Below are 26,408 nucleotides of genomic sequence, written 5' to 3'. Positions count from 1 at the left end.
GCGTTGCCGGGGGCTCCCTAGCGTCACGCACATGACCGATGCGCTCCGCGTCCTGATCGTCAGCGAGTCGTTCCTGCCGCAGGTCAACGGGGTCACCAACTCGGTGCGCCGGGTGCTCGAGCACCTCGCCGCCACCGGGCACGACGCCGAGCTGGTCGCCCCGACCGGACCCGACACCTACGCCGGGTTCCCGGTGCGGCACGCGCGCGGCGCCCACCTCCCGTTCTACCGGGACTTCAAGATCGGGCTCGAGACCACGGCCCGGTTGCGCGCGGAGATGCTGCGCTTCCGCCCGGACGTCGTCCACATCGCCTCGCCGGCCACCCTGGGCCACCAGGCGGTGAGGGCCGCCGGCGAGCTCGGGATCCCCGCGGTCGCGATCTACCAGACCGACCTGGTCGGGTTCGCCGAGCGCTACGACGTCCCGGGCGGCGCCCGGGCCGCGGCCCGGCTGACCCGCCGGATCCACACCCGCGTCGACCGCACCCTGGCGCCGTCGACGGCGAGCCTGGCCCAGCTGGCCACGCTCGGCGTCCCCGGCACCGCGCTCTGGCCGCGCGGGGTGGACCTGGAGCAGTTCCACCCCGGCCGTCGTGACCCCGCGTTGCGGGTCCGGCTGCTCGGCGACCGGCCCGACGCGCTCCTGGTGGGGTACGTCGGGCGGCTCGCCCCCGAGAAGGAGCTCGGGCTCCTGGCCGTGCTCGCCGAGGACCCCCGTCTCGCCCTGGTGGTGGTCGGCGGCGGTCCCGAGGAGCAGCGGCTCCGGTCGGCGCTGCCCGGAGCCCGGTTCCTCGGCGTCCAGCACGGCGACGAGCTCGCCGCCACCTACGCCGCGCTCGACGTCTTCGTGCACACCGGGCGGCACGAGACGTACTGCCAGTCGGCGCAGGAGGCGCTGGCCTCCGGTGTGCCCGTCGTCGCGCCTCGTGCCGGTGGCCCGATCGACGTGGTCAGCGACGGTGAGGCCGGCTTCCTCTACCGCCCCGGCGACGCGAGGGACCTGGCCACCTACGTCGACCTCCTGGCCGCGCACCCGTTGCTGCGCCGCCGGATGGCCCTGGCCGCCCGGCGCTCGGTCGCGGGTCGCTCGTGGGCCTCGGTCAACGACGCCCTGGTCGGGCACTACCGCGAGGTCATCGAGGCCCGCACCGCGCGACGGGCCGCCTAGGGCCGCCCTGGGACTGCCGGCAGCGGGTCAGGGCCGGCGATGATGGCGGCCGCCTCCTCGACGGTGTCGACGAGGTGCACGTGCTGCTCCATCGCGCGCCCGCGGGCCAGGGCCTGCAGCAGCGGCCACGCCGGCAGCGTCCCGGTCCAGTGCGCGCGGCCGACCAGCACCATCGGCGCGACCGACGACTCGTCGGCGTAGTAGTTCTCGCACGCGTCCTGGAAGACCTCCTGGACGGTGCCGGCCGCACCGGGGAGGAAGACGATCCCCGCGGTGCAGACCTCGAGCAGCACCGCCTCGCGGGTCGCGTTGGCGACGTACTTCGCGATGGCGGTGGCGAACAGGTTCGGCGGCTCGTGGCCGTAGTGCCAGGTCGGGACGCCGAGGCCGTCGCGCGCGGGCAGGTCGGCCACGGCCTCGCGGGCGGTGCGCACCCAGTCGTCGATCGAGGGCCGGAACGACGGCACCGGGGCCAGCGCGTCGAGCGCCGACCGGACGGCGGCGTCGTCCTGCCCCGCGAGCCGGCCGCCGAGGTTGGCGGCCTCCATCGCGCCCGGCCCGCCGCCGGTCGCGACCACGGCGTCGCGCCCGAGCAGCCAGCCGAGCCGGACGGCGTCCGCGTACCCGGCGTCGCCGCGCTGCAGCGCGTGGCCACCCATGACGCCGACCACCCGGCGTCCGGCCACCCAGGCGCCGAGCGCCTCGCCGACGGCGTGGTCGTGCAGCGCCGCGGCGAGCGTGTCGTCGCGCCCGGGCACCCGCTGGGCCCAGGCGTAGGCGCGCGCGTCGAGCGTGCGCAGGTACGGCGTCCGGTCGTAGAGCTCGTCGGGGGAGTAGAGCCGCGGACGGTAGACGTCGAGCGGGGTCGAGCCGACCGTCGGGAGCACGAGCGCCCCCGCGGCGACCAGCGCGTCGTCGTCACCCGGGGCGAAGGTGCAGCCCAGGAACGCTGCCCCGGTGACCCGGCACGCCAGCAGTCGTTCGCCGTGCTCGGTGAGGTCGAGGTGGTGCACCCGCCAGGAGCCGATCCGGCTCGCGCCCGCGGCGAGGCGACGGTCCACCTCCGCCAGCGACTCGACGTGGACGACGCGCCCGTGGGTCTGCTTCACGCCGCGAACCTACCCGGGGGTGGAGCCCGCGGCGGCGACCGAGAACAGGTCGCCGGGCTGGCAGCCGAGCGCGTCACAGATCGCGGTCAGCGTCGAGAAGCGCATCGCCTTGGCCCGCTGGTTCTTCAGCACGCTCAGGTTCACGTTGGTGACGCCGATCTGCTCGGCGAGCGCGGTGACGGTCATGCCGCGCTCGGCGAGCAGGCGGTCGAGGTGGCACACGACGCGGTGTGGTTCCTCGACCGGCATCAGACGAGGCCCTCGACGTCCTGCTCGAGCCGCCGCCCGCGGTCGAAGGCGTGCGCCAGGGCGCCCACCACGAGCAGGGCGCCGAGCAGGGTCAGGGGGACCTCCCCCCAGAACAGCGTGACCTCGTCCCGGTCGACCAGCGCCGCGGCCCGGACCCGGTGGTCGGCCAGGCTCGTGGTGAGCACGTGGAGGACCACACCGAGCGCCGTCGCCATCGAGATCGCCCGCAGCGCGTCCACGTTGGCCTGCGTGAAGGGGTGTCCCGACTGGATCCCCCGCAGCACACGCACGGCGAGCAGCGCCACCACCAGGGCCGCGACCGAGACGACGACCCCGGGGAGCAGGCTCGCCGCCCAGGTGGCGGCGCTCGCGTCGCTCACCTCGACATGGATGCCCTCCACGCCGCGGACCGTCGAGCCGTCGCGGGCCAGGAGACCCTCGGGCGCGCGGCCGACGTCGTCGGTGGTGAGGTCCCACTCCAGGGCCCCGCCGCCGATCCACGCGACGAGGGGGCGGACCACGGTCACCAGCGCGGTGAGTGCGGCGACCCCGAGGACGACGACCTGCGTGGCCAGGAAGTCCCAGCGGTCGAACACGGGCAGCTTCACGGGGGTCTCCCTCGTCGTGGGTGTGCCGAGCAATGTGTCGAAGAACGATAACATCGATCTTCGATAAGGTCGACGGGCGAGGGAGACCTCCGCGTCAGAACGCGTGCGCCAGGAGCTCCCCGAACAGCTCGTGCTCGTCGGCGTCCTCGAGGCCCTTCTGTCGGAACCAGGCGCACATGTTGGTGCAGTCGCGCAGCAGGAAGTCCATGCCGTTGACGTTGCCGACGAGGTCGACGATCTGCGGCAGGTCGATGACGACCAGCCGCTCGCCGGCGGCGAGGATGTTGTACGCCGACAGGTCCCCGTGGACGAGCCCGGCCTGGACCATCGTGGCCATCGCGTCGCGCAGCTGGTCGTAGTAGAAGGCCAGCAGGTCGACGTCTGGCCGGGTCTGGGCCAGCCGGGGCGCGGTCTCCCCGTCGACGGTGATCCACTCCATCAGGATCTCGGTGCCGTCGATCTGCACGGGGTAGGGGACCGGCACGCCGATCGACCAGCAGCGCTTGAGCGCCTCCCACTCCGAGGCCGCCCACTCGCCGGCCGCGACCTGCTTGCCGAAGGTCGACTTGCGCTTGATCGCGCGCTCGTCGCGCGAGCGCTTCATCGAGCGGCCCTCGGTGTAGGAGGCGGAGCGGTGGAAGGTGCGATGCTCGGAGGAGCGGTAGCGCTTGGCCGCCATCACGACGCCGCCGTCGGGGTCGAGCGGGTCGGCCCGCTCGAGGAGGAAGACGTCGCCCTCCTTGCCGGTCTTGAGGATGCCGAGCTCGGTGTCGATCGCGCCGCGCGAGGTCACGACCCAGTCAGGACGCGGCTCGGGTCCGCGGGAGAGCGGCTCGACGTCGAACCAGGTGGACCAGCGTTGCCGCGAGTCGTCGACGTCGTCGTACGTCGTCCAGTCGAGGGTGAAGTCGGGGTGGAGCGGTGGGTCAGGAGTGAAGTCCTGGGAGGTCATGGGTGGCGGTGCTCGTTTCGAGAGGAGAGAGGTGGTCGCAGGGCAGACCGAGGACAGTCATGGACATGTCACGCTCCTTCTCGATGGCGCTCTCGGCCGCCTGGACGACTCCGACGAGCTCGGTGCCATGGTGGGGCCACCTCCCCTGACCGCGCAACCCGTTTCCCGCCCACCCGTCGCTGATCAGCGACGGGTCAGCGGGGTGCGTGCGCTGACCCGTCAGTGATCAGCGACGGGTCGGCGGGGTGGGTGCGGTGACCCGTCAGTGATCAGCGACGGGTCAGCGGGGTGGGTGGGTCAGGCCGCGGCGGCGGGGACGACCTCGATGTGCAGCTCGCCGACGCGGTCCCAGCGGTCGTCGAGGTGGACGACGTGGCGCCCGGCCCGGTGCAGCAGGCTGGCCGCGATCCCGGCGCGGTAGCCCGAGCGGCAGTAGACCCACAGCTCGCCGGGCGGCAGTCGGTGGATGCTCAGCTCGAGCTCGTGCAGCGGCAGGTGCAGCGCGCCGGGCAGGTGCCCGTCGCGCCACTCGTCGAGCTGGCGGACGTCGACCACCACCGGCCGGCGCCGGGTGACCGCGCCGATCCGGCTCGCGTCGCGGAACGCCGCCCAGTCGGCGCGCCGGTACTGCGCGGACAGCGAGGAGGCCCCCGCCGTGGCGGTCGCGTCGTCGGCCCCGAGGAGGTGGGTGCCGACGTCGTCGATGCCGAGCGCGGCGAGCTGGCGCAGGGCCGGCTCGAGGACCTCGGGGGTGTCGGTCAGCAGGACGATGTCGTCGCCCCACGGCACGAGCCAGCCGACCTGCGTCGCGAAGCGGTCGTCGTACTCGATGCTCACGGTGCCGGGCACGTGGGCCGCGGCGAAGGCGCCGCGGGCGCGCAGGTCGATCACCCAGGACCCGGCGAGGACGGCGTCGGTGACCTGGACGGCGGTGACGGGACGGGCGGGAGTGCTCACGGCGCCTCCTCCTTCAAAGTAATGTAAGTTGGTCAACTTATATCACTGGAAGGGAGGTGTGGGCAATCACCGCACGACGCCCCAGGAGTAGGACTGCTTCTGCAGGCGCAGGTACATGAAGGTCTCGGTGGAGGCGACCCCCGCGATGGTGCGGATCTTCTCCGAGATCAGCTCGAGGAGCCGGTCGTCGCTCTCGCAGACGATCTCGGCGAGGAGGTCGTAGCGACCGGCGGTGACCACGACGTAGTCGACCTCGTCGAGGGCGGCCAGCGCGTTGGCCACCGGGTCGAGCGGGCCGGTGGCGGTGACGCCGATCATGGCCTGGCGGGCGAACCCGAGCTGCATCGGGTCGGTGACGGCGACGATCTGCATGGTGCCGCCGTCGACCAGGCGCTGGACGCGCTGGCGCACGGCCGCCTCGGACAGCCCCACCACCTTGCCGATGGCGGCGTAGGAGCGGCGTCCGTCCTGCTGCAGCTGCTCGATGATCGCCTTCGAGACCTCGTCGAGGGGGGCGGAGGGGGAGCGCGTCATGGGCGAAAGGTACCCATGCCGGGCCGCCGGAGGCACCCCCCGGCCCGTCGGCGGGTTCGCGTCGAAACAACGGATTTCGTTGCCATCGTGTTTCCGGTCGACCGAATCCCTTGTCGTCACCCCCGTGGCGTGGCACGATCCGGGCGAGTCGACATGAGGGGGTCGGATGCCGCCAGGTCCATCCGTGAGTCCGCAGAGTGGCCGGGGTGCGCTCACCCGACGTCGCCTGTTGCAGGCCGGCGGGGGTGTCGCCGCGCTCGGTGTCGCGGGCGCCGCGCTCAAGCTGCCGTTCTTCGGCGCCTCCGGCGCCCAGCAGGACCCGATGCAGTGCCGGGCCGGCGACGTGTCGTCGTCGGCCAAGGAGCTGGTGGTCTCGAACTGGCCGGGCTACATGGACCCGCCGCGGAAGAAGACCTCGACGATCTCGGTCTTCCAGGAGCAGACCGGCATCGAGGTGAGCTACACCGACGACATCGGTGACAACGCCGAGTTCTACGCCAAGGTCCGCAACCAGCTCGGGTCCTGCGAGCCGATCGACCGCGACATGATCATCCTGACCGACTGGATGGCGGCCCGGATGATCTCCCTCGGCTGGATCCAGCCGCTCCAGAAGGACCGGGTGCCCAACCTGCACGCGAACCTCATCAAGCCGCTCCAGGGCGTCCAGTGGGACGCCGACCTGAGCTACCACGCCCCCTGGCAGTCGGGCCTGACCGGCATCGCCTACAACGCGGCCAAGGTCGACGAGGTGGGCTCGTTCAGCGACCTGCTGACCCGCTCCGACCTCAAGGGCCGGGTCACGCTGCTCAGCGAGATGCGCGACACGATGGCCTTCATGCTCCGGGTCGAGGGCGCCGACCCCGACGACTTCACCCAGGAGCAGTGGGAGAACGCGATCGACAACCTGCGCGGCGTCGTGGCCGGCGGGCAGATCCGCTCGTTCATCGGCAACGACTACATGAACGACCTGGCCGCCGGGAACATCGTGGCCTGCGAGGCCTGGTCCGGCGACGTCATCGCGGTGGCCGCGGAGAACCCGGACATCCGGTTCGTCGTGCCGGAGGAGGGGCTGTCGCTGTGGAGCGACAACATGATGGTCCCGAACCAGGCGGTGCACCAGGAGAACGCCGAGGCCTGGATCGACTACTACTACCAGCCCGAGGTCGCGGCGAAGCTCGCCGCCTGGGTCAACTACATCTGCCCGGTCCAGGGGGCCCAGGAGGCGATGGAGAAGGTCGATCCCTCCCTGGTCGACAACACGCTGATCTTCCCCGACGAGGAGATGTTGGCGACGACGTTCGACTTCATGCCGCTCGACGACCGGCAGAGCATCGACTACGAGAGGGACTGGGCCAGTGTCACAGGCGGCTGACAAGCAGGTGGTGGAGCGCACCGGGGGCTCGACGTCCTCCGGCGAGGACCGCGAGGCGTCCTACGACGGTCTCCGGCTGCGGGCGCTGACGAAGTCGTTCGCCACGTTCACCGCGGTCGACGACCTCGACCTCGACGTCCCACGGGGCTCGTTCTTCGCGCTCCTCGGACCGTCCGGGTGCGGGAAGACCACGACCCTGCGGATGGTCGCCGGCCTCGAGACCCCGACGTCGGGCTCGATCGTGCTGGCCGGCGACGACATCACCGCGACCAAGCCCTACCAGCGACCGGTCAACACGGTCTTCCAGAGCTACGCGCTCTTCCCGCACCTCGACATCTTCGAGAACGTCGCCTTCGGCCTGCGCCGCCGCAAGCAGAAGAACGTCGAGTCCGAGGTCAAGGAGATGCTCGACCTCGTCGAGCTCGGGCCGCAGGCCCGCAAGCGCCCCGCCCAGCTCTCCGGCGGCCAGCAGCAGCGCGTCGCGCTGGCCCGGGCCCTGATCAACAAGCCCGAGGTGTTGCTGCTCGACGAGCCGCTCGGCGCGCTCGACCTCAAGCTGCGCCGCAGCATGCAGATCGAGCTCAAGCGGATCCAGACCGAGGTCGGGCTGACCTTCATCCACGTCACCCACGACCAGGAGGAGGCCATGACGATGGCCGACACCGTCGCGGTGATGAACAAGGGCGTCATCGAGCAGATGGGCGCCCCGGCCGACCTGTACGAGAACCCCCGGAGCACGTTCGTGGCCAACTTCCTCGGTCAGTCCAACCTGGTCGAGGGCGCCGTCGTCGGCCGCTCCGGCGACGTCGTCACGATGGACATGCACGGCATCGCGGTGTCGGTGCCGGCCGGCCGCTCGCACACCACGAGCGAGCGCGGGTGGATCGGCATCCGGCCCGAGAAGGTGCTCATCGGGGCGCCGGGCGAGGCGCTCGACGCCCCCGGCAACACGATCCCGGGCGGCGTCGTCACCGACGTCAGCTTCTTCGGCGTCAGCACCCAGTACCTCGTCAGGATGCCCTGGGGCCAGGAGCTGCAGGTCTTCCAGCAGAACACCGGGCGGGTGACGATCTTCCGCACCGGCGACCGCGTCGAGCTGTCGTGGCGCCCGGAGTACGCGTTCCTGCTCGACCACGCGCAGGACGCCTCGGCGGGTGCCGACAAGGTCGGCGCCGATGGCTGAGATGGTGCGCCGGCGGGGGCGCTCCGGCTACCTGCTCATCATCCCCGGCGGGCTGTGGCTGCTGGTCTTCTTCGCCTTCCCGTTCTACTCCCTGATCGCCACCAGCCTCTACGACCCGGCCGGCTCCGACTTCCGCGGCTACCAGATGACCTACGCGTTCGGGAACTACGTCGACGTCGTCGAGGCCTACTGGCAGCCGCTGCTCCGCTCCCTGCTGTACGGCGCCATCGCCACCTTCTTCTGCCTCGTGCTCGGCTACGTGCTCGCCTACGCGATCGCGTTCAAGTCCGGGCGGTGGAAGACGCTGATGCTCGTGCTGGTGATCGCGCCGTTCCTCACCAGCTTCCTGGTCCGCACCCTGTCGTGGAAGCTGCTGCTGGCCGACGACGGCTTCATCGTCAACACCCTGCAACTCCTCCAGGTCCTCGGCGACGACGGCCGGCTGCTGGCGACGCCGTTCGCGGTGGTCGCGGGGCTGACCTACAACTTCCTGCCGTTCATGGTGCTCCCGCTGTTCGCCAGCCTCGACAAGATGGACTACCGGCTCATCGAGGCCTCCCGCGACCTCTACGGCAACCCGGTCGTGTCGTTCTTCAAGGTCACCTGGCCGCTGTCGCTGCCGGGCGTGGTGTCCGGGACGCTGCTGACCTTCATCCCGGCCGTGGGTGACTTCATCAACGCCGAGCTGCTCGGCAACACCAACACCCGGATGATCGGCAACGTCATCCAGAGCCTGTTCACCGACGCCAACGACTACCCGGCGGCCGGTGCGCTGTCGGTGATCCTGATGACGATGATCCTGGCGATGGTGCTGGTCTACGTCCGTCGCGCCGGGACCGAGGAGCTGCTGTGAGCGCCCTCCAGGCCCCGACCCCGACCTCGACCCAGTCGGACGGTTCGGGCGGCTCGGGCGGTTCGGGCGGCTCGGGTCGGCGGGGACGCGCCGCTGCGCCGCCGCGCCGGAGTCCGTTCGCGTGGCTGCGCGAGCACGTCGTGCTGATCCTCGGCATCCTCGTACTCGCCTACACGTTCGTGCCGATCGCCGTCGTGGTGCTGATGAGCTTCAACAAGCCGATCAGCGAGCAGTCGAAGATCTACGAGTTCAACGGCTTCACCCTCGACAACTGGCTGAACCCCTGCGCGGACCCGAGCATGTGCAGCGCGCTCGGGCGCAGCATCGAGATCGGGCTGCTCGCGACCCTGCTGGCGACGCTGCTCGGCACGCTGGCGGCCTTCGCCCTGGTGCGCCACCAGTTCCGGGGCCGCTCGACGAGCAACCTGCTGATCTTCATGCCGATGGCGGCCCCCGAGATCGTGCTCGGCTCCTCGCTGCTGGCCATGTTCGTCGCGGCCGGCCTGGCCGGCCAGCTCGGCTTCTGGACGATCTTCATCGCCCACGTGATGTTCTGCCTGTCGTTCGTCGTCGTCACGGTGCGCGCCCGCCTCGCCGGCATGGACGACGCCCTCGAGCAGGCGGCGATGGACCTCTACGCCACCCCGGCGCAGACCTTCTGGAAGATCACCTTCCCGCTGGTCTTCCCCGGCATCCTCGGCGCGGCGATGCTGTCGTTCTCGCTGTCGTTCGACGACTTCATCGTCACCAACCTCAACTCCGGCAACACCACGACGTTCCCCATGTACGTGTGGGGCGTCAGCCGCCGCTCGGTCCCGATGCAGATCAACGTCGTCGGCACCGTGATGATCGTGGTCTCGCTGGCGATCGTGCTGATCGGCCAGTCCCGCGCCCGGCGCCAGGCCGGGTAGGCCGCCGTGGGTGCAGCCCGGGCGCTGGCCGCCGCCGAGCGGTCGGTCTTCTGGCTCGACGACCCCGACCGACCCGAGCCGCTCCCGGCGCTCGCGGGCGACGTCGGGGCCGACCTGCTCGTGGTCGGCGGCGGGTACGGCGGCCTCTGGACCGCGCTGCGGGCGCTCGAGCGCGAGCCGGGCCGCTCGGTCGTGGTGCTCGAGGCCGGCCGGTGCGGCCACGAGGCGAGCGGGCGCAACGGCGGGTTCGCGGCGTCCTCGCTGACCCACGGCTTCGGCAACGGGCTGGAGCGCTGGCCCGACGAGCTCGCCCAGCTGGACCGGCTGGGCGCCGAGAACCTGCGGGGGATCGGCGAGACGATCGCCCGGCACGGCATCGACTGCGGGTGGGAGGAGACCGGCGAGCTGGCGGTGGCCGCCCGGCCGCACCAGGTCGAGGAGCTCGCCGCGGCCGCGCGGGCGATGCTCGCCGCCGGGCACGACGTCGAGCTGCTCGACGCCGCCGGCGTCCGGGCGCACGTGAACTCCCCGACCTACCTCGGCGGGCTGCTCGACCGCACCGGGTGCGCGCTCGTCGAGCCGGCGCGGCTCGCCTGGGGGCTGCGGCAGGCCTGCCTCGACCTGGGCGCGACGATCCACGAGGGCAGCGTGGTGCGCTCGCTCGACCGCGAGGACGGCGGCGTCGTCGCGCGGACCGCCGGGGGCTCGGTGCGCGCGCGCCAGGTGGCGCTGGCCACGAACGCGTTCCGGCCGCTGCTGCGCCGGCTGCGCCTGATGAGCGTGCCCGTCTACGACCACGTGCTGATGACCGAGCCGCTGTCGGCGGAGCAGCGCGCGGCCATCGGCTGGGGCGGGCGCGAGGGCGTCGGCGACAGCGCCAACCAGTTCCACTACTACCGCCAGACCCGCGACCACCGGATCCTGTGGGGCGGCTACGACGCGGTCTACCACTACGGCTCGCGCATCGACCGCTCGCTCGAGCAGTCCGACCGCACCCACGGCGTCCTGGCCGAGCACTTCTTCGAGACCTTCCCGCAGCTCGAGGGGCTGCGGTTCAGCCACCGCTGGGGCGGGGTGATCGACACCTGCACCCGGTTCACGGCGTTCTACGGGACGGCGTTCGGCGGCCGGGCCGCCTACGCCCTCGGCTACACCGGCCTCGGCGTGGCCGCGACCCGCTTCGGCGCGGACGTCGTCCTCGACCTGCTCGCGGGCGAGCCCACCGAGCGCACCGAGCTGGAGATGGTGCGGCGCAAGCCGCTGCCCTTCCCGCCCGAGCCGGCCCGCGCCCTCGGCATCAACCTGACCCGCTGGTCGCTGGACCGCGCCGACCGCGACGGCGGCCGCCGCAACCTGTGGCTGCGGACCCTCGACCGGGCTGGGTTGGGCTTCGACAGCTGATCGGGGGCCCGGGGGCGGTATTTCCCCGGTCGACCGGGGAAATCTGAACTTGGGGGCCGGGATCCCGGCCCTCAAGTTCAGGTTTCAGCCCCCCGGTCGGGGAGAGGCGGTGGCCTCAGAGCATCTGGCCGGCCTTCTCCAGGACGTTGCGCATGATCTGCTCGATCTCGTCGAAGTGCGTCTGGTCGCAGATGAGCGGGGGAGCGAGCTGGACGACGGGGTCGCCGCGGTCGTCGGCGCGGCAGTAGAGACCCTCGGCGAAGAGCTGCTTGGAGACGAAGCCGAACAGCAGGCGCTCGCACTCCTCGTCGGTGAAGGTCTCCTTGGTGTGCTTGTCCTTGACGAGCTCGATGCCGTAGAAGTAGCCGTCGCCGCGGACGTCGCCGACGATCGGGAGGTCCTTGAGCCGCTCGAGGGTGGCGCGGAAGGCGCCCTCGTTGTCGCGGACGTTCTCGAGCACCTTCTCCTCCTCGAACAGCTGGAGGTTGCGCAGCGCGACCGCGGTCGAGACCGGATGCCCGCCGAAGGTGTAGCCGTGGGCGAACATCTCACCGCCCTGGAGGAACGGCTCCATCAGCCGGTCGCTGGCGATCATCGCGCCGAGCGGGGCGTAGCCGGAGGTGATGCCCTTGGCGCAGGTGATCATGTCGGGCTGGTAGCCGTAGCGCTCGGCGCCGAAGAGGTACCCGAGACGCCCGAAGGCGCAGATGACCTCGTCGGAGACGAGCAGGACGTCGTACTCGTCGCAGATCTCGCGCACCCGCTGGAAGTAGCCGGGGGGCGGCGGGAAGCAGCCGCCGGCGTTCTGGACCGGCTCGAGGAAGACCGCCGCGACGGTGTCGGGGCCCTCGTTCTCGATGGCGACGGCGATCTGGTCGGCGGCCCAGCGGCCGAAGGCCTCCGGGTCGTCGCCGTGGATCGGGGCGCGGTAGATGTTGGTGTTGGGCACCCGGAACGTCGAGGGCACCAGCGGCTCGAACTGCTGCTTGAGCAGCGGGAGGCCGGTGATCGAGAGCGCTCCCTGGGTGGTGCCGTGGTAGGCGATGGCGCGGCTGATGACCTTGTGCTTCATCGGCTTGCCGGTGAGCTTGAAGTAGTTCTTGGCCAGCTTCCACGCGGTCTCGACGGCCTCGCCGCCGCCGCTGGTGAAGAAGACCCGGTTGAGGTCGCCGGGCGCGGCCTGCGCGACCTTGTGGGCCAGCTCGATCGCCGAGGGGTGCGCGTAGGACCACAGCGGCATGAAGGCCAGCTCGCGGGCCTGCGCGGCGCCGGCCTCGGCGAGCTCGGTGCGGCCGTGGCCGAGCTGGGAGACGAACAGGCCGGCGAGCGCGTCGAGGTAGCGCTTGCCCTTGTCGTCGAAGATGTAGGCGCCCTCGCCCCGCACGATCACCGGCACGTCGGCCCCGTGGGGACCGCCGTACGAGCCGTGGCGGGTGAAGTGCATCCAGAGGTTGTTCTTCGCGGCGTGCTGCAGTTCGGCGGCGTCCATGTAACCATCCTGAGGGTCGTCGACCGCTTCTGCAAGTGAATCAGTGGTCGTCGGCGCCTCAGGCTGCGGATCCAGTCGTGCCAGACTCGTCGCCGTGACGACGCTCCTGCGCAACGCCGCCCTGTTCGACGGCCGCCGCTACCGCGGCCCCGGTCACGAGGTGCTCCTCGACGCCGGCCGGGTCGTCGCCGTCGGCGCCGCCGGCGCCTCGGGCGCCGCAGGTCTCGGCTCGCGGGCGCGCGCCGGGGTCGACGACGTCGTGGACGTCGGCGGGGCCCTGCTCGCGCCGGGCTTCGTCGACGCGCACGTCCACCCCGTCCAGGGCGGGCTCGAGCGGATGCGCTGCGACCTCTCGGAGCTCGACACCCGCGAGGAGTACGTCGCCGCGGTGGCCGCCCACGCCGCCGCGAACCCCGACGCGCCCTGGATCCTCGGCGGCGGCTGGGCGATGCCGGCGTTCCCGGGCGGCACGCCGACCGCCGCCGACCTCGACGCCGTCGTGCCCGACCGCCCCGTCTTCCTGCCCAACCGCGACCACCACGGCGCCTGGGTCAACTCGCGCGCGCTCGAGGTCGCGGGGATCGACCGGCACACGCCCGACCCCGCCGACGGGCGCATCGAGCGCGACGCCGGCGGCCGTCCGACCGGCACCCTGCACGAGGGCGCCACGTCGCTGGTCTCGCGGCACCTGCCGCCCACCACGGACGCCGACCAGCTGGCCGCCCTGCTGACGGGCCAGGCCCACCTGCACTCCCTCGGCGTCACCGGCTGGCAGGACGCCATCGTCGGCGCCTACTCCGGCATGGACGACACCTCGGCGACCTACACGGCCGCGGCGGCCAGCGGCGACCTCCGCTCCGACGTCGTCGGGGCGCTGTGGTGGGACCGGGAGCGTGGCGTGGAGCAGGTCGCCGAGCTGGTCGCGCGCCGCGAGGCGATGTCGGGCGGCCGGTTCCACGCCACCAGCGTCAAGATCATGCAGGACGGCGTCGCCGAGAACGGGACGGCGGCCCTGGACGCCCCGTACCTCGACCGGTGCGGCCACGCCACCGACAACACCGGCCACTCCTTCCTCAGCGCGGCCGAGCTCCGCGCGGCCGTCACCGCCCTCGACACGGCCGGGTTCCAGGTGCACGTGCACGCGATCGGCGACCGCGGCGTCCGCGAGGCCCTCGACGCCTTCGAGGGCACCGACCCCGCCACCCGCGCCGAGCGCCGCCACCACCTCGCCCACCTCCAGGTCGTGCACCCCGACGACGTCCGCCGCTTCGCCGCGCTCGACGTCGCGGCCAACGCGCAGGCGCTGTGGGCCTGCCTCGACGAGCAGATGGTCGACCTGACGCTGCCGTTCCTGGGGGAGGAGCGCGCACGCTGGCAGTACCCCTTCGGCGACCTGCACCGGGCGGGCGCCCGGCTGGTCGCCGGCTCCGACTGGCCGGTCAGCACCCCCGACCCGCTGCAGGCGATCCACGTGGCGGTCAACCGCTGGGCGCACGGCCAGGACGGCCAGGACGGGCCGGCCGGTCCCGGGGGCGAGCCCGTGGCGTTCCTCCCCGAGCAGGCCCTCACCCTCGAGGCGGCGTTCGCGGCCTACACCTCGGGCAGCGCGTGGATCAACCACCGCGACCGCCGCGACGGGGCCGGCGTTGTCGCCCCCGGCGCGGCCGCCGACCTCGTGGTCCTCGACCGCGACCCGTTCGCGGCGCCGGCGGCCGAGATCGGCGCGGCGCGCGTCGTGAGCACCTGGATCGATGGCGAGGTGGTCCACCAGCAACGGAATCGGTGATCAAAGCGCCCCAGGGGCTACAGATTCCGTTGTCACCTCACTAGGCTCCCCGCCATGGCCGACCAGACCTTCAAGAACGTCGTCAACGGTGAGCCCGTCGACTCGGTGTCGGGCGAGACCTACGACGTCATCGACCCCACCACCGGAGAGGTCTACGCCCGCGCGCCCCTCTCGGGCCAGGAGGACGTCGACCGCGCCTACGCCGCCGCCGGCGCCGCCTTCGAGGCCTGGGGCGACACGACGCCGCAGGACCGCTCGAACGCGCTGCTCAAGATCGCCGCCGCGATCGAGGAGCGCGTCGAGGAGATCAACGCCGTCGAGTGCAGGGACACCGGCAAGCCGCTCGGGCTGACCATGGCCGAGGAGATGCCCTACGCCTCCGACCACTTCAAGTTCTTCGGTGGCGCCGCCCGCATCCTCGAGGGCCGCTCGGCGGGGGAGTACATGGCCGACCACACCTCCTGGGTCCGCCGCGAGCCGATCGGTGTCGTGGGCCAGGTGACGCCGTGGAACTACCCGTTGATGATGATGATCTGGAAGATCGCCCCGGCGCTGGCCGGCGGCAACACCATCGTCCTCAAGCCGAGCGACACGACCCCGGCGAGCTCGTCGCTGCTGGCCGAGATCTGCCAGGAGTTCCTGCCGCCCGGCGTCCTCAACGTCGTGTGCGGCGACCGCGACACCGGCCGCGCGCTGGTGGCGCACAAGACGCCGCAGATGGTGGCGATCACCGGCTCGGTGCGCGCCGGCATGGAGGTGGCGGCCTCGGCCGCGAGCGACCTCAAGCGTGTCCACCTCGAGCTGGGCGGGAAGGCGCCCGTCGTGGTCTTCGACGACGCCGACATCGCCAGGACGGCCGAGGGCATCGCCGGGGCCGGGCTGTTCAACGCCGGCCAGGACTGCACCGCCGCGACCCGGGTGCTGGTCCAGGAGGGGATCCACGACGAGTTCGTGGCGGCCCTCGCCGAGGCTGCGCGGGGGATGCCCACCGGCGCGCCCGACGACGAGGGCACCTACTACGGCCCGCTCAACAACGCCCACCAGCTCGAGCGCGTCGCGGGGATGGTCGACCGGCTGCCCGACCACGCCTCGGTCGCGACCGGCGGCACGCGCCAGGGCGAGCGCGGCTACTTCTACGAGCCGACCGTCCTCTCCGGGCTGCGCCAGGACGACGAGCAGGTCCAGGACGAGATCTTCGGCCCGGTGATGACGGTGCAGAAGTTCACCGACGAGGCCGAGGCGCTGCGCTGGGCCAACGGCGTCCAGTACGGCCTGGCCTCGAGCGTGTGGACCGAGAACCACGGCCGCGCCCTGCGGATGAGCCGCAAGCTCGACTTCGGCGTGGTGTGGATCAACACCCACATCCCGTTCGTCTCCGAGATGCCCCACGGCGGCTTCAAGCACTCCGGGTACGGCAAGGACCTCTCGATGTACGGCCTCGAGGACTACACCCGCGTCAAGCACGTGATGAGCTACTTCGGTGAGTGACCGCGACCCGATGCGCATCCTCCTGGTCGGCGCCGGCGGCGTCGGCGGTGCCTTCGCCGCGATCGCGGCCCGCCGCGACTTCTTCGAGGCGATCGTGGTCGGCGACCACGACGTCGCCAAGGCCGAGCGGGCCGCCGCCGTCGACGCCCGGTTCAGCGCCGTCCAGGTCGACGCCTCGGACGCCGGCTCCGTCGCGGCCCTGTGCGCCGAGCACCGCATCACCCACGTGATGAACGCCGTCGACCCGGTCTTCAACATGTCGATCTTCGACGGCGCCCTGGCCGCCGGCGCCGACTACCTCGACATGGCGATGTCGCTGTCGCGGCCGCACCCCGAGGCGCCGTACGAGAGGACCGGCGTCAAGCTCGGCGACGAGCAGTTCGCCGTCGCCGACGACTGGGCCGCGGCCGGCCGCCTCGCCCTGGTCGGCATCGGGGTGGAGCCGGGCCTGTCCGACGTCTTCGCCCGCTACGCCGCCGACCACCTCTTCTCCGAGATCGACGAGCTCGGCACCCGCGACGGCGCCAACCTGGTGGTCACCGACAACGACGGCAACGAGGTCTTCGCGCCGTCGTTCTCCATGTGGACCACGATCGAGGAGTGCCTGAACCCGCCCGTGGTCTGGCAGGACGGCGCCTGGCACACCACCGCGCCGTTCAGCGAGCCGGAGGTCTTCGACTTCCCCGAGGGCATCGGCCCGGTCGAGTGCGTCAACGTCGAGCACGAGGAGGTGCTCCTCATGCCGCGCTGGATCGACTGCCGGCGGGCGACGTTCAAGTACGGGCTGGGCGAGGAGTTCATCACCATCCTCAAGGTGCTGCACACCCTCGGCCTCGACCGCACCGAGAAGGTGCGGGTCAAGGGTGTCGAGGTCAGCCCGCGCGACGTCGTCGCGGCCGTGCTGCCCGACCCCGCCACGGTCGGCCCGCGGATGCGCGGCAAGACCTGCGCCGGGCTGTGGGTGACGGGCACGGGCAAGGACGGCCAGGCGCGGTCGACCTACCTCTACCACGTCGTCGACAACGAGTGGACGATGGCGGAGTACGGCCACCAGTGCGTGGTCTGGCAGACCGCGGTCAACCCGGTCGTCGCGCTCGAGCTGCTCGCCACGGGCGTGTGGACCGGCGTCGGCGTGCTCGGGCCGGAGGCCTTCGACGCCGTGCCGTTCCTCGACCTGCTCGCCGAGCACGGCGCCCCGTGGGGCCAGCGTGAGATGGCTTCGTCGACGCTCGGCTGAGCGACGGTCTACCTTGCTCGCATGTCGTTGCGTCGCTGGGTGGGTCTGACCACCACCACCGTCCTGCTCGTGGCCACGCTCCCGGCCGGCACGGCCGCGGGCGGAGCGTCGGTCCGCGTGCCGGGACCGGGCAGCCCGGGGATCGGCGACCCCTACTGGCCGCTCGACGGCAACGGCGGCATCGACGTGCAGCACTACGACGTCCACGACCGCTACGTCTTCGACACCGGGGTGCTGTCCGGCACGACCACCGTGACGCTGCGCGCCACCACCGACCTCGGCCGGTTCCAGCTCGACCTGCTGCTGCCGGTCACCGCGGTCCGGGTCGACGACGAGCCGGCGGCGTTCTCCAAGCCCGACCGGCACGAGCTGCAGATCACCCCGGCCACGCCGCTGGAGGCCGGTGACGTCGTCGACGTCGTCGTGGAGTACGCCGGCGCGCCCGGCGGCATCGAGTACGCCGGGGAGCAGAACTGGCTCGCCGACGACAGCGAGGTCGTCACCATGAACGAGCCGCACATGGCGCCGTGGTGGTTCCCCTCCAACGACCACCCGAGCGACAAGGCGACCTTCGACGTCACCGTCACCGGGCCGGCCACCCACCAGGTCGTGTCCAACGGGCTGCTGGTCGGGCGCACGGTCGCGGGCGCGGAGGCCACGACCCACTGGCGCTCGGCCCGCCCGATGGCGACGTACCTGGCGTTCTTCGCGCTCGGCCGCTACGAGGTGACGCGGGGCGTGCGCGACAAGATCCCGTGGTACGTCGCGGTCTCGAAGGAGCTCCCGGCCGAGAGTCGCCGGATCTCGAGGCGCAACCTGCACCGCAGCGACGAGATCACCTCCTGGCTCGCGGGGCGCCTGGGCCGGTACCCGTTCGAGTCGACGGGTGGGCTCAGCACCGCGCTCCCGGTGGGCTTCGCCCTGGAGAACCAGACGCGGCCGACCTACCCGGGCGTCTACGACACCTCGATCGTCGTCCACGAGCTGGCGCACCAGTGGTTCGGCGACTCGGTCTCGGTCGACCGGTGGCGCGACATCTGGCTCAACGAGGGGTTCGCGACCTTCATGGAGGTCCTGCACGCCGAGAAGCACGGCGGTCCGAGCGGGCAGCAGTGGCTGCGCGACACCTACCACGGCCGCTACGTCGACCGGTCGTTCTGGAAGGTCGACCTGACCGCCCCCGGCCGGGGTCGCATCTTCGACGACGCCGTCTACACCCGCGGTGCCATGGCCCTGCAGGCGCTGCGGCACCGCATCGGCGGTCGTGACTTCACCCGTCTCCTGCGCACCTGGGTCCGCCAGCACCGCCACGCCAACGCGAGCGTCCCGGAGTTCCGGCGACTCGCCGAGCAGGTGGCCGGCACCCGTCTCGACGGCTTCTTCCGGGCCTGGCTGAAGGCACCGTGGCCCCCGCGCGCCACCGTGCGCAACGGGCTGCGCTGACGCCGCCGCGACGCTCGAGCGCGAGGTGATGGACAACCAGTCGGTCCCGGTGGGACGGATCGACCCCTCGGTCTGGTCGGACTCCTCGGCCCGGGCCGTGCTCCAGCTGATGGTCGACTCGGTCGCGCAGATGACCGGGTTCAGCACGGCCGCGCTGAGCGTGATCCTCGACGACTTGCTGGTGACGGTCGCCTACACCGGCCCCGACGAGTTCCGCGACCTCGTCTTCGAGCACGCCGACCCGGTCTCGGCCCTCGACCTCGTGCTCGAGCGCGGTGACGACTGGGGCCGGTTCCGGTTCGTCCCCGCCGACCGGTACGACGACGCCGCCGACCTCGACGGGTACTGGTTCGTCCTGCCCGACGAGGGGGACCCGACCCTCGAGGACGGGTGGGACCCGCACGACATCCTGGTCGCGCTGCTCCGTGACGACGAGGGCGCCCTGGTCGGGGCGCTGTCCCTCGACGGCCCGCTCTCGGGTCGCCGGCCCGACGTCGCCCTGCGTGACCTCCTCGAGCGCTACGCCGCCCAGACCGAGCGGGCCGTGCTCACCGCCTTCGAGCGCGAGGAGCTCGTCCAGCAGGTGGCCCACGCCGAGGCGGCCCGGCGGATGATCCGGGCGGCCTCGATCCCGGTGCACGCCTCGCTGGACGCCGTGCTGATCTCGACCCACCAGCCGCTGATCGAGGGCTTCGGCGCGGTCGGCACCTGGATCGAGATCCTCGAGCCGGACGGCGGCACCCGCGGCTACGCGCGCACGAAGGCCGGCGACCTCGTCGTGCTGCCCGAGTGGCTGCACGAGGTGGCCAGCGAGCTGGCCCCCCGGCTGTGGCGCGAGCAGCGGGTGGCCGTCCTCGACGCCGACGGCGTCGCCGGCGCCGAGGGCCACGACATCGCCGGACGCCACCTGGAGGCGGGCCGGCAGCTCCTCGCCGAGCTGGGCGTGGCGCTGGTGATCGGCATCCCGCTCGGGGCGGGGGAGGAGTGCCTGGGCTTCCTCGTGCTGCCCCGTCAGGACTCCCGGCCGCACTGGTCGCCGGTCGAGACGGCGTCCGCGCTGGAGATCGGGCACGACCTCGGGGCGGCGCTGATGACCGTGCGCGCCCTCGAGAGCGAGCGGGCGCTGGTGCGCGAGCTCAAGCGCCTGGAGGACTACCGCAGCCAGCTCATCGCGACCCTCTCGCACGAGCTCCGCACCCCGCTCGCGGTCATCCTGGGCAACCTCGAGCTGCTCGGCGAGCTCGACCTGGACGACGGCGCGGCCCGGCACCACCGCGCCATGAGCCGCGGTGCGGGACGGATGAACAAGGTGGTCGACGACCTGCTGCTGCTGGCCCAGGTCGGCGACCCGCGGCACCCGCTGGTCCGGATCCCGGTCGACCTGGGACGGACCGCGGCCGACGTCCTCGGCCTCATCGGGTCGACCGCGGAGGCCAAGGGCGTCAGGATCCGTCGTCAGGGCGGCGAGGCGGTCCCGGCCGCGCTGGTGGTCGACGGCGACCCGGTCGAGCTGGACCGGATGCTGTCGAACCTGGTGAGCAACGCGGTGAAGTACACCCCCGCCGGCGGGGTCGTGACCATCGACCTCCAGCGCGACGGGGAGGCGGTGGTCGTGCGGGTCGTCGACGACGGGCTCGGGATCTCCGAGGAGGACCAGGCCGGTCTCTTCCGGGCCTTCTTCCGCACGACGAACCCCGCGGCGCTGCGTGAGCAGGGCACCGGGCTCGGCCTGGCGATCGTGGCGACCGTCGTGGAGCGGCACGCCGGCACCGTGCGGGTCACCTCGACGCTGGGCTCGGGCACGACCTTCACGGTCCGGCTGCCCGCGGCCGGGGCGCCGGGCCTGCCCGAGACCCGCTGAGGCCCCCTCGCGACCCCGGGGCCGGGGCGCGGGGCGCGGGGGGCAGGACGGGTCAGGTGTCCTCGTGCGAGAGCGGCTGCAGGGTGAAGCGCACGGCGTCGGCGACGAACTGGTCGCGCTCCTCCGGGGCGCTGGTGAGCGCGGCGAGCAGGATGCCGTCGAACGCGGCGACCACCACCGAGGCCCGCGGCCAGGCGGTGGTGCTGCCCCGTGCCTCGAGCACCGAGGCGACCAGGCCGACCACCCGCTCCCGCTCGCGGGCCAGGACGGCGGCGAGCTCGGCGTCGCGGGTCGACTCCAGGGTCAGCTCGACCTTGGCCTGGAGCAGCGGCGACTCGTCGAGCCACCCGGTGAAGAGGTCCACGACGCACGCCAGCGCCTCCGGGCGGCCCGGGTCGGCGTCGCCGATGTCGCCGACGACCCGGTCGACGTCGTCGGCGAGGCGGTGGGTGACCCGCTCGCCCAGCGCGTGGTGCAGCGCGCGACGGGTGCGGAAGTAGGCCGACGTCGTCCCCTCGGCCACGGCCGCCTCCCGGTCGACCGCGCGGTGGGTGAGTCCGCGCAGCCCCTGCTGGACGACGACGTCGAGCGCGGCGTCGAGCAGGACCGAGCGGCGTTCCGTGGCGACGGGGCGGGGCACGGGCGACTCCAGGGTTGGGCGGGACGTCGGGTCGACGGGGTGGGTCCAGTGTGGCGCAGCAGACAGCCTCGCGCACTTGCCCCGGGCCTTCTACAGGCGTAGTTTCTACATCAGTAGGTACTACATCCGTAGAAAGCCCGAGAGGAACCCATCATGACCTTCGACCTCCTTCCCACCATGACCCCGTGGTTCGCCGCCTTCGCCGCCGTCGCCGGCCTGGCCCTCGTCCTCACCGTCGTCGCGCTCGGCAGCCTCCTGCGCACCGAGGCCCGCCCCGGCACCAGCACCGCCGTCCGGGCCACCGAGCCCGCCACCAGCACCCGCCGCCTCCCGGTCGCGAACGGTCACGTCCGCCACGCCTGAGCGCGCCGCCGGACGACGTCCGGCAGGGCTCCCCAAGGGAGCCCGTCGGGAGTAGCGTCCGACCCATGTCTCTCGGGAGTCCTGACGACGCACCCACGCCCACCGAGCCCACGGGCGTCCCGCACGCCGACCGACGCCGGATCGCGCTGGCCTGCGTGTGCCTCGCGATCCCCGTCGTCGCCCTGCTCTGGGTGCCCAGCTACGCCCGGGAGGACCCCAGCATCGGGGGCGTCCCGTTCTTCTTCTGGTACCAGTTCCTCTGGGTCTTCCTCTGCTCGGGACTCACCTGGACGGCGTACCTGCTGACCAGGAGCGCCCGCCGCGGGGGGCGCAGGTGAGCGCACCACTGGCCGCACCACCGGGCGCACCGTCGGCCGACGCGCTGGCCGGCGGACCGACGGCGCAGGTGACCGACTCCTCGGTCAACACCACGGCGCTGGTCGTCCTGGTCGCGCTGTTCGCCGTCGTCACCGTGCTGGGCTTCCTGGCCTCGCGCTGGCGGCGGGCCGAGTCGCTCGACAGCCTCGACGAGTGGGGCCTGGGCGGTCGCAAGTTCGGCACCTGGGTGACCTGGTTCCTGCTCGGCGGCGACCTCTACACCGCCTACACCTTCGTGGCCGTGCCCGCGGCGATGTTCTCGCTGGGTGCGGTGGCCGGCTTCTTCGCCGTGCCCTACACGATCATCCTGTACCCGATCATCTTCCTCTTCATGGCGCGGCTGTGGTCGGTCAGCCACCGCCACGGCTACGTCACCACCGCCGACTTCGTCCGCGGCCGCTACGACGACCGCCACCTCTCGCTCGCGGTCTCGGTCACCGGGTTCGTCGCGACCATGCCCTACATCGCCCTCCAGCTCGTCGGCATCCAGGCGGTGCTCGAGGTGGCCGGCGTCGGTGGCGGCGACAACATCATCGCCCAGGACGCACCGCTGCTCATCGCCTTCGCGGTGCTCGCGGCCTACACCTACTCCTCGGGCCTGCGGGCCCCGGCGATCATCGCCTTCGTCAAGGACGCGCTGATCTACGTCGTCATCATCGTCGCCGTCATCTACCTGCCCTCGCAGGTCGGCGGCTGGGACGACATCTTCGGCGCGGCCCAGGACAAGATGGCCACGCCCAACCCCGACACGGGCGCGCCGACCGGCTCGTTCATCCCCGGCGACGGCCAGATGTGGGCCTACGCCACGCTCGGCCTCGGCTCGGCGATGGCGCTGTTCATGTACCCGCACTCGGTCACGGCGAGCCTGTCCTCCGGCAGCCGCAACACCATCCGCCGCAACGCCGCGATCCTGCCGGCCTACTCCTTCGTCCTCGGCCTGCTCGCGCTGCTCGGCTGGGTGGCGATCGCCGCCGGCACCGACGTCACCGGTCTCGACGGCGAGAAGAACCCGCAGCTCGTCGTGCCGCAGCTGTTCGAGGACTTCTTCCCCGACTGGTTCGTCGGCGTCGCCTTCGCCGCGATCGCGATCGGTGCGCTCGTGCCGGCCGCGATCATGTCGATCGCGGCCGCCAACACGTTCTCGCGCAACATCTACAAGGAGTGGCTCAAGAAGGACGCCACCCCCCAGCAAGAGGCGAAGGTCTCCAAGCTGATGTCGCTGGTCGTCAAGGCGTTCGCGCTGGTCTTCGTGCTCACCCTCGACAAGCAGAACGCGATCAACTTCCAGCTGCTCGGCGGGATCTGGATCCTGCAGACCTTCCCGGCGATCGTGTTCAGCCTCTACACGCGTTGGTTCCACCGCAAGGCGCTGCTGGCCGGCTGGGCGGTCGGGATGGTCTACGGCACCGTCGAGGCCTACCAGGTCTCCAGCGCCGCCACCGACCACTTCGGCGGCAGCCTCGCCGAGATCCCGGGCCTCGGCGACATGGGCTACATCGCGATCACCGCCTTCGCGCTGAACCTGGTCGTCACCGTGCTGCTCACCGTGCTGCTGCACGCGCTCAAGGTGCCCAACGGCCGGGACGCCACGACCGCCGGCGACTACTACGCCGACGCCGGGGACCCGCGGGTCGACTCCGACCTCGCCGCCGCCGACCCGCTGGCCGTCGAGCCGGACCTCCCCGGGGGCCGCGACGGCGGCGACGCGGGTCCCGCGCGCTGAGCCCGGGCTGTCAGGATCGGGGCGTGAACCCGACCTCCCAGCCCGAGCGGCGCGACGTCGTCGTCCTCGGCTCGACCGGCTCGATCGGCACCCAGGCCCTCGACGTCGTCCGCGACAACCCCGACCGGTTCCGCGTCGTCGGGCTGACCGCCGGCGGCGGCAACCCCGAGCTCTTCGCCGCGCAGGTCGCCGAGTTCGCCCCGGCGTTCTCGGGGCTGGGGGAGGAGGCCTCGACCGAGGCGGCCGGCCGGCCCTGCGACGTCGTCCTCAACGGCATCACCGGAGCCGTCGGGCTCCGTCCGACCCTGGCCGCCCTCGACGCCGGGACGACGCTGGCCCTGGCCAACAAGGAGTCGCTCATCATCGGCGGGCCGCTGGTGCGCGACCGCGCCCGCCCCGGCCAGATCGTGCCGGTCGACTCCGAGCACAGCGCCATCGCCCAGAGCCTGCGGGCCGGCACCGCGGACGAGGTGCGGCGCCTGGTGCTCACCGCCAGCGGCGGGCCGTTCCGCGGGATGACCCGCGAGCAGCTCACCTCGGTCACCCCGGCGCAGGCGCTCGCGCACCCGAACTTCGCCATGGGCAAGGTGATCACCACCAACTCCGCGACCCTGGTCAACAAGGGGCTCGAGGTCATCGAGGCGCACCTGCTCTTCGACGTCCCGCTCGAGCGCATCGACGTCGTCGTCCACCCGCAGCAGCTCATCCACTCGATGGTCGAGTTCGTCGACGGCGCGGTCGTCGCCCAGCTCGGGCTCCCGACGATGCTGGTCCCGATCGCGCTCGGCCTCGGGTGGCCCGACCGGGTGCCCGACGCCGAGAGCCCGATCGACTGGACCCGGGCCGCCGACTGGCGCTTCGAGCCGCTCGACGACACCGCCTTCCCGGCCGTGCGGATCGCCCGTGAGGCCGGCGCGCGGGGCAGCACGGCCCCCGCGGTCTACAACGCCGCCAACGAGGTGTGCGTGGAGGCCTTCCACGACGGCCGGCTGCGGTTCCCCGACATCGTGTCCGTTGTCGAGGACGTGCTGCGGTCCCACGACGTACCCTCGACGCAGACCCTCACCGTCGACGACGTCCTCGCCGCCGACGCGTGGGCGCGCAGCACCGCGCACGAGCTGATCCGGAGTGAGACGTGACCGCCCTGCTGTACCTCCTCGGAGTGGTGATCTTCGTCGCCGCCATCCTCGCCTCGATCGGCCTGCACGAGCTCGGCCACATGATCCCCGCGAAGAAGTTCGGGGGGAAGGTCACCCAGTACTTCATCGGCTTCGGCCCGACCGTGTGGAGCAAGCAGGTCGGCGAGACCGAGTACGGCGTCAAGGCGATCCCGCTCGGCGGCTACGTGAAGATCGTCGGCATGCTGCCGCCGGCCGCCGAGGAGCTGGTCGACTCGGTCGAGGTCGACGCCGAGGGCAACCGCGTCCAGCGGGTCCGCAAGTCCAACACCGGCATGTTCACCCAGCTCATCTCCGACGCCCGCAGCGCCGAGTGGGAGCTGATCCGTCCCGAGGACGGCGACCGGCTCTTCTACAAGATGGCGTGGTGGAAGAAGGTCGTCGTGATGGCCGGCGGGCCCACGGTCAACCTGCTCATCGCCTTCGTGCTGTTCCTGATCGTCTTCTCCACCTACGGCCAGCGCAGCCAGGAGGTCGAGCCCGGCGCACCGGTGGTCGAGACGGTCTCGCAGTGCGTCATCGCCTACACCGGTGAGGGGCCGCTGCGCGACTGCGCGGCCAGCGACCCCGAGAGCCCGGCGCGCGCGGCCGGCCTCGAGCCCGGTGACCAGATCGTCGGCTTCAACGGCGTCGAGGTCACCGGCTGGCAGCAGCTGCGCGACCTGATCGAGGACAACGCCCAGGGCACGGCCTCGATCACCTACGTGCGCGACGGCGCGGAGACCACCGCGCAGACCAGCACCACCGTCACCGCGCGCCCCGGCGACGACGTCGGCGACGCCGTCCGGGAGGTCGGGTTCCTCGGCATCTCGCCGGCCACCCGGATCGTCGTGGAGAAGGGCGGCCCGATCTACACCCTCGACGCGATGGGCACGATGACCGTCGACACCGTCAAGGCGCTGGGCCAGCTGCCGATGAAGGTCTTCGACGTCGGCCAGGCCATCCTCGGCCTCGAGGAGCGGGCCGCCGACAGCCCCGTCAGCATCGTCGGCGGCGGCCGGTTCGCCGGGGAGCAGACCTCCAGCGACGTGCTCGACGTGCAGGAGAAGACCATCTTCCTGCTCACCCTGATCGCCGGGTTCAACCTGTTCATCGGGCTGTTCAACTTCCTGCCGCTGCTGCCCCTCGACGGCGGCCACATCGCCTCCGCCCTCTGGGAGGCCGTGCGCCGCGGCATCGCCCGGCTGCGCCGCAAGCCCGACCCCGGCTACGTCGACGCCGCCAAGCTGCTCCCGATCGCCTACGTCGTGGCCAGCGCCATGCTGGTGATGGGCGTCGTGCTGATCGTCGGCGACATCGTGGTGCCGCTCGACATCTCGGGCTGAGCCACGAGCGAGCGCAAGCCCGGAGGTTGAGCAAGCGAGCGCCAGTCCGGAGGTTGAGCAAGCGAGCGCCAGCGAGCGCCGACGAAACCTCTGGCCCGACGCTGCCTGCCGTCCGCGGTGGGTTGCCCTCGGTGGGCCAGGGGTCTCGACACTCGGGTCGCGGCTTCGTTCCTCAGCCGCGCCGCTTGCTCGACCACCCA

At 72.1% G+C, this 26,408-nt stretch carries 24 protein-coding genes; 16 read left to right on the top strand and 8 right to left on the bottom strand.

Features of this window, described 5'->3' with window-relative positions; genetic code table 11:
• Positions 1-31: 31 nt before the first annotated feature.
• Positions 32-1,168, top strand: a complete 1,137-nt coding sequence (locus FE634_RS14075; RefSeq protein WP_137294863.1) for a glycosyltransferase family 4 protein — start codon at positions 32-34, stop codon at positions 1,166-1,168.
• Here the strand turns inward: FE634_RS14075 and FE634_RS14070 are convergent.
• From FE634_RS14070 to FE634_RS14045, 6 genes are all read right to left on the bottom strand, one after another.
• The gene (locus FE634_RS14070; RefSeq protein ID WP_137294862.1) at positions 1,165-2,277 is read right to left on the bottom strand and encodes an LOG family protein; all 1,113 of its coding nucleotides are present in this window, start codon (positions 2,275-2,277) and stop codon (positions 1,165-1,167) included. The genes FE634_RS14075 and FE634_RS14070 overlap by 4 nt on opposite strands.
• 9 nt (positions 2,278-2,286) lie before the next feature.
• Positions 2,287-2,526, bottom strand: a complete 240-nt coding sequence (locus FE634_RS14065; protein ID WP_137294861.1) for a helix-turn-helix domain-containing protein — start codon at positions 2,524-2,526, stop codon at positions 2,287-2,289.
• Positions 2,526-3,134, bottom strand: a complete 609-nt coding sequence (locus FE634_RS14060) for a DUF2975 domain-containing protein (protein ID WP_148240701.1) — start codon at positions 3,132-3,134, stop codon at positions 2,526-2,528. The genes FE634_RS14065 and FE634_RS14060 overlap by 1 nt, the downstream gene beginning before the upstream one ends.
• Before the next feature lie 94 nt (positions 3,135-3,228).
• The gene (locus tag FE634_RS14055; protein WP_138876230.1) at positions 3,229-4,086 is read right to left on the bottom strand and encodes a serine protein kinase RIO; all 858 of its coding nucleotides are present in this window, start codon (positions 4,084-4,086) and stop codon (positions 3,229-3,231) included.
• A 297-nt stretch (positions 4,087-4,383) separates the two neighbouring features.
• Entirely contained in the window at positions 4,384-5,043 is a 660-nt protein-coding gene (locus tag FE634_RS14050) for a rhodanese-like domain-containing protein (protein ID WP_138876229.1), read from the bottom strand.
• 66 nt (positions 5,044-5,109) lie between these two features.
• On the bottom strand, positions 5,110-5,577 hold the full coding sequence (locus FE634_RS14045) for an Lrp/AsnC family transcriptional regulator (protein WP_137294857.1): 468 nt from the start codon (positions 5,575-5,577) through the stop codon (positions 5,110-5,112).
• A 184-nt stretch (positions 5,578-5,761) separates the two neighbouring features.
• On the opposite strand from FE634_RS14045, the gene FE634_RS14040 reads away from it, so the two are divergent.
• Genes FE634_RS14040 through FE634_RS14020 form a run of 5 tightly spaced genes read left to right on the top strand, consistent with a single transcriptional unit; the run spans position 5,762 to position 11,297 of the window.
• Complete coding sequence (locus FE634_RS14040) at positions 5,762-6,949, top strand: polyamine ABC transporter substrate-binding protein (RefSeq protein ID WP_246060878.1); 1,188 nt, start codon at positions 5,762-5,764, stop codon at positions 6,947-6,949.
• Positions 6,933-8,132 carry an ABC transporter ATP-binding protein gene (locus tag FE634_RS14035; protein ID WP_262347430.1) on the top strand — a complete coding sequence of 400 codons (1,200 nt, stop codon included), beginning with the start codon at positions 6,933-6,935 and terminating at the stop codon, positions 8,130-8,132. Before FE634_RS14040 ends, FE634_RS14035 begins: the two co-directional genes overlap by 17 nt.
• On the top strand, positions 8,125-8,985 hold the full coding sequence (locus tag FE634_RS14030) for an ABC transporter permease (RefSeq protein WP_138876228.1): 861 nt from the start codon (positions 8,125-8,127) through the stop codon (positions 8,983-8,985). Before FE634_RS14035 ends, FE634_RS14030 begins: the two co-directional genes overlap by 8 nt.
• Entirely contained in the window at positions 8,982-9,896 is a 915-nt protein-coding gene (locus tag FE634_RS14025) for an ABC transporter permease (protein ID WP_246060876.1), read from the top strand. The genes FE634_RS14030 and FE634_RS14025 overlap by 4 nt, the downstream gene beginning before the upstream one ends.
• 6 nt (positions 9,897-9,902) lie before the next feature.
• Positions 9,903-11,297, top strand: a complete 1,395-nt coding sequence (locus tag FE634_RS14020) for an NAD(P)/FAD-dependent oxidoreductase (protein WP_138876227.1) — start codon at positions 9,903-9,905, stop codon at positions 11,295-11,297.
• Between the two features lie 115 nt (positions 11,298-11,412).
• Here FE634_RS14020 and FE634_RS14015 read toward each other — a convergent pair whose 3' ends face one another.
• On the bottom strand, positions 11,413-12,786 hold the full coding sequence (locus FE634_RS14015; RefSeq protein ID WP_138876226.1) for an aspartate aminotransferase family protein: 1,374 nt from the start codon (positions 12,784-12,786) through the stop codon (positions 11,413-11,415).
• A gap of 94 nt (positions 12,787-12,880) precedes the next feature.
• On the opposite strand from FE634_RS14015, the gene FE634_RS14010 reads away from it, so the two are divergent.
• The 5 genes from FE634_RS14010 to FE634_RS13990 are packed head-to-tail and all read left to right on the top strand — an operon-like array spanning position 12,881 to position 20,601.
• A complete protein-coding gene (locus FE634_RS14010; protein WP_148240700.1) occupies positions 12,881-14,572 on the top strand; it encodes an amidohydrolase in 1,692 nt (563 codons plus the stop codon).
• 54 nt (positions 14,573-14,626) lie between these two features.
• Complete coding sequence (locus FE634_RS14005; protein ID WP_138876225.1) at positions 14,627-16,060, top strand: gamma-aminobutyraldehyde dehydrogenase; 1,434 nt, start codon at positions 14,627-14,629, stop codon at positions 16,058-16,060.
• Positions 16,053-17,297: a saccharopine dehydrogenase family protein gene (locus FE634_RS14000; RefSeq protein WP_262347429.1), complete on the top strand. Its 1,245-nt coding sequence runs from the start codon at positions 16,053-16,055 to the stop codon at positions 17,295-17,297. Before FE634_RS14005 ends, FE634_RS14000 begins: the two co-directional genes overlap by 8 nt.
• Before the next feature lie 21 nt (positions 17,298-17,318).
• A complete protein-coding gene (locus FE634_RS13995; protein WP_148240699.1) occupies positions 17,319-18,740 on the top strand; it encodes a M1 family metallopeptidase in 1,422 nt (473 codons plus the stop codon).
• A 28-nt stretch (positions 18,741-18,768) separates the two neighbouring features.
• Positions 18,769-20,601 (top strand): sensor histidine kinase, encoded by a 1,833-nt coding sequence (locus FE634_RS13990; protein WP_148240698.1) that lies wholly within the window; start codon positions 18,769-18,771, stop codon positions 20,599-20,601.
• Between the two features lie 52 nt (positions 20,602-20,653).
• Here the strand turns inward: FE634_RS13990 and FE634_RS21370 are convergent, their stop codons facing one another.
• A complete protein-coding gene (locus FE634_RS21370) occupies positions 20,654-21,241 on the bottom strand; it encodes a TetR/AcrR family transcriptional regulator (RefSeq protein ID WP_212721888.1) in 588 nt (195 codons plus the stop codon).
• Between the two features lie 153 nt (positions 21,242-21,394).
• Here FE634_RS21370 and FE634_RS13980 point away from each other — a divergent pair, with 153 nt between their 5' ends.
• The 5 genes from FE634_RS13980 to FE634_RS13960 all read left to right on the top strand — a co-directional run bounded on the left by FE634_RS13980 (position 21,395) and on the right by FE634_RS13960 (position 26,208).
• Positions 21,395-21,604, top strand: a complete 210-nt coding sequence (locus tag FE634_RS13980; protein WP_137294849.1) for a hypothetical protein — start codon at positions 21,395-21,397, stop codon at positions 21,602-21,604.
• 65 nt (positions 21,605-21,669) lie between these two features.
• Positions 21,670-21,942: a DUF3311 domain-containing protein gene (locus FE634_RS13975; RefSeq protein WP_138876221.1), complete on the top strand. Its 273-nt coding sequence runs from the start codon at positions 21,670-21,672 to the stop codon at positions 21,940-21,942.
• Positions 21,939-23,705: a monocarboxylate uptake permease MctP gene (mctP, locus tag FE634_RS13970; RefSeq protein ID WP_316043816.1), complete on the top strand. Its 1,767-nt coding sequence runs from the start codon at positions 21,939-21,941 to the stop codon at positions 23,703-23,705. Before FE634_RS13975 ends, mctP begins: the two co-directional genes overlap by 4 nt.
• Before the next feature lie 23 nt (positions 23,706-23,728).
• Complete coding sequence (gene dxr / locus FE634_RS13965) at positions 23,729-24,844, top strand: 1-deoxy-D-xylulose-5-phosphate reductoisomerase (protein ID WP_137294847.1); 1,116 nt, start codon at positions 23,729-23,731, stop codon at positions 24,842-24,844.
• Positions 24,841-26,208, top strand: coding sequence for a M50 family metallopeptidase (locus FE634_RS13960; RefSeq protein WP_138876220.1), 1,368 nt, complete (start codon positions 24,841-24,843; stop codon positions 26,206-26,208). Before dxr ends, FE634_RS13960 begins: the two co-directional genes overlap by 4 nt.
• The last annotated feature ends 200 nt before the right edge of the window (positions 26,209-26,408 follow it).

The sequence above is a fragment of the Nocardioides sp. S-1144 genome (genome assembly GCF_005954645.2).
In the GTDB taxonomy this organism is placed as follows: domain Bacteria; phylum Actinomycetota; class Actinomycetes; order Propionibacteriales; family Nocardioidaceae; genus Nocardioides; species Nocardioides dongxiaopingii.
This window is presented reverse-complemented; position numbering and strand designations above follow the sequence as displayed.

What these genes read in the sequence shown, in the direction of transcription:
- FE634_RS14075 (WP_137294863.1), top strand. Translation starts at nt 32, where the DNA reads ATGACCGATGCGCTCCGCGTCCTGATCGTCAGCGAGTCGTTCCTGCCG.
- FE634_RS13975 (WP_138876221.1), top strand. Translation starts at nt 21,670, where the DNA reads ATGTCTCTCGGGAGTCCTGACGACGCACCCACGCCCACCGAGCCCACG.
- FE634_RS14005 (WP_138876225.1), top strand. Translation starts at nt 14,627, where the DNA reads ATGGCCGACCAGACCTTCAAGAACGTCGTCAACGGTGAGCCCGTCGAC.
- FE634_RS14015 (WP_138876226.1), bottom strand. Translation starts at nt 12,786, where the DNA reads ATGGACGCCGCCGAACTGCAGCACGCCGCGAAGAACAACCTCTGGATG.
- FE634_RS14030 (WP_138876228.1), top strand. Translation starts at nt 8,125, where the DNA reads ATGGCTGAGATGGTGCGCCGGCGGGGGCGCTCCGGCTACCTGCTCATC.
- FE634_RS13990 (WP_148240698.1), top strand. Translation starts at nt 18,769, where the DNA reads ATGGACAACCAGTCGGTCCCGGTGGGACGGATCGACCCCTCGGTCTGG.
- FE634_RS14055 (WP_138876230.1), bottom strand. Translation starts at nt 4,086, where the DNA reads ATGACCTCCCAGGACTTCACTCCTGACCCACCGCTCCACCCCGACTTC.
- FE634_RS14065 (WP_137294861.1), bottom strand. Translation starts at nt 2,526, where the DNA reads ATGCCGGTCGAGGAACCACACCGCGTCGTGTGCCACCTCGACCGCCTG.
- FE634_RS13995 (WP_148240699.1), top strand. Translation starts at nt 17,319, where the DNA reads ATGTCGTTGCGTCGCTGGGTGGGTCTGACCACCACCACCGTCCTGCTC.
- FE634_RS14045 (WP_137294857.1), bottom strand. Translation starts at nt 5,577, where the DNA reads ATGACGCGCTCCCCCTCCGCCCCCCTCGACGAGGTCTCGAAGGCGATC.
- FE634_RS13980 (WP_137294849.1), top strand. Translation starts at nt 21,395, where the DNA reads ATGACCTTCGACCTCCTTCCCACCATGACCCCGTGGTTCGCCGCCTTC.